4 protein-coding genes are annotated in these 6,742 nt (G+C 67.2%); all 4 read right to left on the reverse strand.

Annotated features, from left to right (window positions below):
* The 4 genes from ACH4FH_RS37515 to ACH4FH_RS37530 all read right to left on the reverse strand — a co-directional run bounded on the left by ACH4FH_RS37515 (position 1) and on the right by ACH4FH_RS37530 (position 6,269).
* Complete coding sequence (locus ACH4FH_RS37515) at positions 1–3,420, reverse strand: ATP-binding protein (RefSeq protein WP_398560463.1); 3,420 nt, start codon at positions 3,418–3,420, stop codon at positions 1–3.
* On the reverse strand, positions 3,417–4,034 hold the full coding sequence (locus ACH4FH_RS37520) for a DUF4194 domain-containing protein (protein ID WP_398560464.1): 618 nt from the start codon (positions 4,032–4,034) through the stop codon (positions 3,417–3,419). The genes ACH4FH_RS37515 and ACH4FH_RS37520 overlap by 4 nt, the downstream gene beginning before the upstream one ends.
* Positions 4,031–5,506, reverse strand: coding sequence for a DUF3375 domain-containing protein (locus tag ACH4FH_RS37525; RefSeq protein ID WP_398560465.1), 1,476 nt, complete (start codon positions 5,504–5,506; stop codon positions 4,031–4,033). Before ACH4FH_RS37525 ends, ACH4FH_RS37520 begins: the two co-directional genes overlap by 4 nt.
* A 313-nt stretch (positions 5,507–5,819) precedes the next feature.
* On the reverse strand, positions 5,820–6,269 hold the full coding sequence (locus ACH4FH_RS37530) for a hypothetical protein (RefSeq protein ID WP_398560466.1): 450 nt from the start codon (positions 6,267–6,269) through the stop codon (positions 5,820–5,822).
* Positions 6,270–6,742: the final 473 nt, after the last annotated feature.

The following is a 6,742-nucleotide window of genomic DNA, read 5'->3' on the forward strand; positions in this document are numbered from 1 at the left end:
TCAGTGCCCCCGGCCGGTGCCGGCGCCCTGCAGCGCGGACAGGGTGTGGGCGAGGCGCTCCTGGCGGTACTGCGTGATGGTCAGGGTCCGCAGGCGCGAGTCGTGGCCGTCGGGGTTGTCGACGAAGCCAACGGCGGACACGTACGGCTCGATGACATGGATCTTCTGGAGCGGTGTGACGATGAGGAGTTGCAGGCCGAGCCGCTTGAAGAGGTCCAGGGCGAAGCGGGCGGAATCCTCGGAGCCGCGGCCGAAGGCTTCGTCGATGACGACGAACCGGAACGTCTTGGAGCGGGCCGAGCTCCAGTCGAGTTTGAACTGGTAGGCGAGAGAGGCGGCCAGGATGGTGTAGGCGAGCTTCTCCTTCTGCCCGCCGGACTTGCCGCCGGAGTCGGAGTAGACCTCGTACTCGGTGTCGTCCTCGCGCCGCCGTTCACTGGCGCTGAAGACGAACCAGTAGCGCACGTCCGTGACTCGGAGGGTCCACGCACGGTCGGCCTCAGCGTGCCCTTCGCGCCCCTTGAAGCGTTCGATGAGACGGCGGACCTGGTGGAACTTCCCCTCGGAATAGGTGTCCGAGTGGTCGTCGGCCAGGGCGTCGTCCGTGCAGGCACGCAGTTCGCTGATGAAGTCGCGGATCTCGACGTTGGGCGTCCGGTCGGTCTTCAGCGTGATGTAGCGGCCGGGGTTGTAGTCGATGCCGGCGAGAGAATCGTTGATGATAGCGACGCGTTCGCCGATCTGGTCGGCCTGGCTGGCCAACTGCGCGTGGAAGCCCGCGATGTCACGGATGACGTTCGTCTTCAGATAGCTCTTGAACTGCTCCTGGAAACGGGGCAGATCATCGGCGACCAAGCGCTGGTGCAGTTCGCGGTAGCCGCGGGCGGAGTTGACCGAGTCGTCCAGCTCGCCTGTCTCCACCGGGTAATCGCGGCGGAAGGCACCCATCTTGGAGGCGATCGCCTGGCCGATGCGGCTCTGCTGGCCACGGAAGCGGTCCTTCGCCGCGGTCAGCTCGCCGTGCACACGACCTTCCGCGGAAGTGCACTCGCTCACCGTCCGGCAGGCTAGCCGTGCCTGGGCCAGGCGCTGCTCGATCGCGGGAAAGTGTGCGTGGGCCGCTGTGCAGCCCGGCTCATCCAGCAGAGCCAGGGCGGCGTCACGCTCACGCGTCGCGACCTTGAGAGCCTCGCTCAGGCCGCCGATGGCAAGGTCTGCCTGCTCGCGGTTGTCTTCCGTCTGGGCGATCTCGTTCGCGAGCACTTCCAGGCGGCGGGTGATCTGGTCGAGGTCCTCGGACGACTCCTCAAGGCGCCGCTTTTCCTCGGCCAGCGCTGTGATGCTGCTGACGGCCGAGGTCCAGTCGATCTCGTGATAGTCGCGGGTGGCTGCGAGCCGGGCGAGGATCTGGCCGCGGGTGATGCTGGTGGTGTGGGCGCTTTCGAGGCCGTCTTTCCTCTTGTCGAGGTCCTTTTGTTCCTTTTGCGCGCGGCGAGCTTGGTCAAGGAGAGCGTCGATCTTCAGCTGGTTGGTCCAGCCCAGCACGTAGGAGCTGTGGTCGTCGATGCGGGTGGTGTCGTTCTTTTCGTGACGGCCCCGTGCCCCCTTGACCAGGCCCTGCGGGGTGATTGCCAGGTCGGCCCGCTTGAAGTCCGCCATCGTCTCGGCGCAGGTGTGCCCGGCGCGGCGGTCCAGCTCGCCGGCCAGCCAGTGGGCGAACGGGGACTCGGCTTTGACCTCCAGTTTGGAGGCCAGGACAGGGGCTTCGGTGTGCTGCGGGCGCCGCACGGGGATGGTTTCGGGGACGCGGAAGTAGACGAGCCGGGACCCGAGGTGGTGCGCGTTGATCCACTCGGACACGGGGGAGTACAGGTCGTGCGGGACCAGCAGCGAGAGTGCGAAACCCCGCAGCAGCCGTTCCGCGGCACCGGCCCATGCCTGCTCGTCGACCCGGACCTGGATCAGTTCGCCGGCGAACGGCAGCACGCTCTCCTCGATCCCGAGCTCATGGCACAGGCGGGCGCGCAGGTCCAGCTGCTTCTTGGGAACGTTGCTGCGCCGGGAACGGAGGCTGCCCAACTCGTCGCCCAGTTCCGTCGCCTGCCGGCCCAGGCGGTCGGCATCGACCGCGAGTGCGTTCAGGGCTTCCCGGGTCTCCTGCTGCACCGTGGTGGCGGCTTCCTGGGCAGCGGCGATCTCCTGGAGGCGTTCGATGAACTGTTCCGCGCTGCTGACAGGACTGAGCTCCACCTGGCCCAGCAGACCAGCGTGGTCCTTGGCCCTGCGTTGACGGTTATCCCGGGCGAGCGATTCCCGTTCGATCTCCCTTTCCAGTTCACCGAGGCGAGCGCCGCCCATTCCCGCGCGCTGCAGCTCCAGCCGACCCTGCTGCCCGTGAAGATCCTTAAGACGGTCCTTCGCGGCCCCCTGGTCGTTCTCGTGGCGGCTCAGATCACGCTCCAGCGTGAGACGGTCCGCCTCCAGCAGAGCGGACTTGCGCTGGGCGAAGAAGAACCGCAGGGCGCTCTGCTGCGCGACGGTCTCGTCGACGCTCCTGGCGAGGCCGTCGTGCTGGTCGCACTCCTGAAGCAGCGGCGTGAGGGCGTCGATCTGCGCGCGTGCGCGCTGCACCGACTCATACGTGGTGGTCAGGGCGTCGAAGTGCGCCACGATCGTCTCGGTCATCAAGGCCGCGTCGAAGGGCTCCAGCATATGGCTGCGGACGAAGTCGTCCAGGCTGCCGACGGACTTCATGGACACCGTCTGGTGGAAGAGCTCCAGGGCCTGCTCGGACTCGATGCCCATGCGGCGCCGGAAGTCCTTGCTGTAGGCGGTGAACGACGGGTGCACACGTACGCCGCTGCCGGTTAGCCGCTTCTTGAGTGACCTGACGTCGGTACCGAAGTCGGCGAAGTCGTCCGTGACGGACAGGGCCCGGTCCGCGGTGAGGAACAGGCGCTCCGGCTGGGTGGCGTTGCCGTCGGCCATCCAGAAGACCTGCGCGAGAGTGACCGTCGTGTCGTAGCCCCGATTGGTGAACACCCCCAGGACCACCGAGTAGTTGCCCGGCTGGCGCAGGGCGACCGGACGGGTGGTGCCGGTGGCCTCGTTGCGTTCGGACTTGTAGTGGCCCAGGACGTAGGAGCGCAGGTTGCGTTCGCGGCTCTCCGCGCCGGCGGCCCGGTTGTAGGCGATGCGGTTCGCGGGCATGAACAAGGTGGTGACCGCGTCGACCAGGGTGGACTTTCCCGAGCCGATGTCGCCGGTCAGCAGGGCGTTGGCGCCGCCGACTCCGAAGGACCACACGCGCTGGTGAAAAGTGCCCCAGTTGTACACCTCCAGCCGCTCCAGCCGGAACCCGGCCAGCTCAAGATCGGGGGAGGCGTCGGTGGCGAACGGGCTGGCCTGAGCGGGGATCACTGCTGTCCTTCCGGGGTGGTGGGGGCCGCGTACCGGGCCAGGTTCGTTTCGAAGTCGGCGAGCCACTGCCCGTCGACGTAGGCCTTGATGATCCGCTGCACCTCGTACAGCTGCTCTTGGTTCTTGGCGCGGCGCAGGAACTGCAGCTCCGCGGCCTTGGTGATGTACGTGTCGATCTGGTCGACCAGACGCGCCTCGTTGCTGCCGGCGGGCAGGAACATGCGGATCATTTCCACGATCTCGTCGCGGGTGACCATCAGCCGGGTCTCGCCTGACCCGGCGTCGAACTCTGCCAGCCGCTTGCGCAGCAGCACGATCAGCAGACTGACCGGATACGACAGGGACCGGCGGGGCATCAGGCGCGGCGCAGCCAAGCGCGGGTCGGCGTTCTCGTCCTCGGGTTGGGACCGCAGGAACGCGTAGCCCTCGGCCTCGTCGATCACCACGGTTAGGCCCATGACATCGACGTGGTCATGGATACGGGCCCGTAGCTGGAGCAGCGCTTCCCAGGCCCGCTCATGCTGGTCACGGAAAAGAGGCCCCTTGAGTAGCTGGTTGACCGGCAGGGAGAGGCTGCGGGCCTGCCGTGGGGCGGGCGGCACAGACGTGGTCATGACTGCTCCTCCTTGTCCGATGCCCAGGTGGCGCCGGAGAGGGTGCGGGCGAACGCCGCCACGGGGGCTTGGACGACGTGCTGGACGCCGTCCGCGCCCATCCAGGTGATCTCCTCGCGGCGACTGTCGTCGAAGACCACCGTGAAGCCGTCCCCGGACAGCGCGAGGTAGGCGACCAGTTCAGCAAGCCCCTGCTCAAGCGGGTGCCGGCGCACGAGGTCCGCAAGGGACACCTGCGTCTGCAGATCCAGCGCGCGCCGGACGGTCTCGACGAGCCGGGCCGGGTCCACATAGACCGCTTCGAACAACGCGTCGGCCGCGAACTCCTCATCCCCCACATGGATGTCGGTGCTGTCGATCGGCGTCCGGGTCACGGGCGTGTACAGCGGCCGCTCCATCGGCAGAGTGATGGCCGGCGCGGCGGCGTCGATCTCCATGACCAGGTCCACGCCGGGCGTATCACGGAGCGTGACCGCGTGGGCCTCGATGCCGCTCATCAGCTCCATGACCCGGCGGTCCTCGGACCAGGCCCGGTCGTCGAGGAACCGCCGCAGCTGCTCGGAGAGCTGGCGGACGGTCGCCTGGGTGCGCTCGGCGGCATCCAGCCAGTCCCGGGGGATGCGCCGCATGCGGGGGTCGGGTTCGCCGATGGCGTCCATGGCTTCGACGTCGGCCAGGAGCTTCTTGAACTCGTCCTGGCGGCGGTGGGAGAGCAGGAAGCCGTAGAACGCCTGGAAGCTCCTACCTTGGTCCGATTCGGCGATGCTCTCCCGGCTGGTGAGGATCTCGTCCAGGAGCTCGCCCTTGCTGCCGTCCCATACGGCGATCTTCCGGCGCAGTTCGCGGTCCAGATCGCGGAAATTGGCCTCGACCTCACGGAAGTCGGCGAGCAGGTCGTGTGCGGTGGAGGTCAGCTGCTGGTAGCGGTCCCGCAGACCGGAACTGTCGAGTACGTCCACGTCGCCGGCCTCGGCCCGAGCGATCTCTTCGTCGATTTCCACACGTCGACGCTTCAGTTCCTCAAGCCGAGCCTCGGGATTGGTCTCGGCCCCGAACGTCATCTGCCTCAGCAGGTCGAAGATGGTGTTGAGACGCGACTCGGTACCGATGAAGGACCGGGCCTGAAGCGACCGGATCCAGGCGATGGCCTTCTCCACCGCGGGGGTCGCGTCATAGTGCGGCTCGTCCGAGCGGACCGGATAGTACTTGCGCAACCAGCCCGACTGCGGTTCCGACCAGTCGTCCAGATACGCTTTCGCGGACTTCGGAAACACGCCTTGGCCTAGACGCTCATTGAGCGCGAACAGTTCGTCATCCAGACGGTCGGCCAGCTCCACTCCGGCGATCGAACGAACGCCCTGCTCGACGAAGACCTTGTTGAAGAAGCTCAGCATCAGCGCCGCATTGTCCGCCCGTAGCAGCTTCCAGGCCGCATTGTGCCTACGCAGCGCGACCAGTTCGTCGTAGTCCAAGCTGACCACCCCAGATTCCCACCCACGCGTGCGGGAAGTGCTCCCGTGCAGCGGCGCCCCTTCCTCTGTCACCCGTCACCGCACATTGATGCCGACACATACGCAATGGCTTCGATATCCACGACTGCACCGTAAAGCCCACCACTGACAACGGCGTTGCGTCGTGAGCCGGTGGCCTCTCCGCGCCAACCCGTGCGGTGCTTGCCCGCCGCAGATAGCCCGGCGCCGTCGGCGGCGGGTGGTGCAGGGCCCAGCGGACGCATCGGCCCGCCCCGGCCTGCTGTCGGCATCCGCCGAGCCGGCACGGGACGGTTCAACCGAGTTGGGCTGTTGCGGCGTTGATTTCTTTCAGGGTGATGTTCTCGCTGCCGCTGCGGATCGCGATGATGGCGGCGGTGGAGATGACGTAGGTGAGGGCCTTGAAGTAGCCGCCGGTGCGCCGGTGCAGTTCGACGGCGTGCTTGCTCAGGGCGTGCTCCTCTAGCCGGTACAGGCTCAGGTCTTCCTCGAAGCCCATCAGTACTTCCCGGAAGGTCTTCTGGTCCTCGGTATCCAGGGGCAGGGGGTGCAGCCAGGTCACCGGCAACAGGGCGCTGGGGGAGGGCGAGACGGGCACCGCCGGACGGCCCGCCCGTTCGAGCCGTACCCGGTTCTCCTCACTGACCCGGGTCAGGTCCCGGGCCAGGACGCGGGCTTGGTGCAGGAGGTGGCTGGCGCCGGTGCCGCAGAAGACGGTTGATGGTGAGAGGTTCGAGGTCTCCAATCGTCCCGGTCAGCGGGGCACGTACGACTTCACCTGGCTGACAGGACCTAACCCCGGATACGGCTTCGCTTCTGCGGTGCAGCCGCCCAGAGTGCTGAGTGTTCCGGAATTGGAAGCGTCAGTCCGGGACTTCCTGGAGCAGGTTGATCCGACTACCGGGTATATCGAATAGAGCCCAGCCCCTCTTGGCCGGCTACGCCTCGCGCGAAGCACGGGTTCTGACGGCCCGAACGTGCCGGCCTCGAAGCCGAGGCAACTGGGGTGCGCAGAACCCCAGGCAGACCGTGAGCCGGCACCGAGCGGAGTTGACTGGGTGCCACCTAGCGCAAGCCGACGCGGTGGCGAGACGCGAGGGGGGCCTTCGCTCCCGCCTATCGAGTGGCGGATGCGATGAGGGTGTGCAGGGGTTCGGTGAGTTCGGGGTGGTCGCCGCGGGAGGCGGATTGGAGGAGGTCGGCTGCGACGACGAGGAG

Origin of the sequence: Streptomyces sp. NPDC017993, from assembly GCF_044328065.1 — a bacterium.
Taxonomy (GTDB): domain Bacteria; phylum Actinomycetota; class Actinomycetes; order Streptomycetales; family Streptomycetaceae; genus Streptomyces.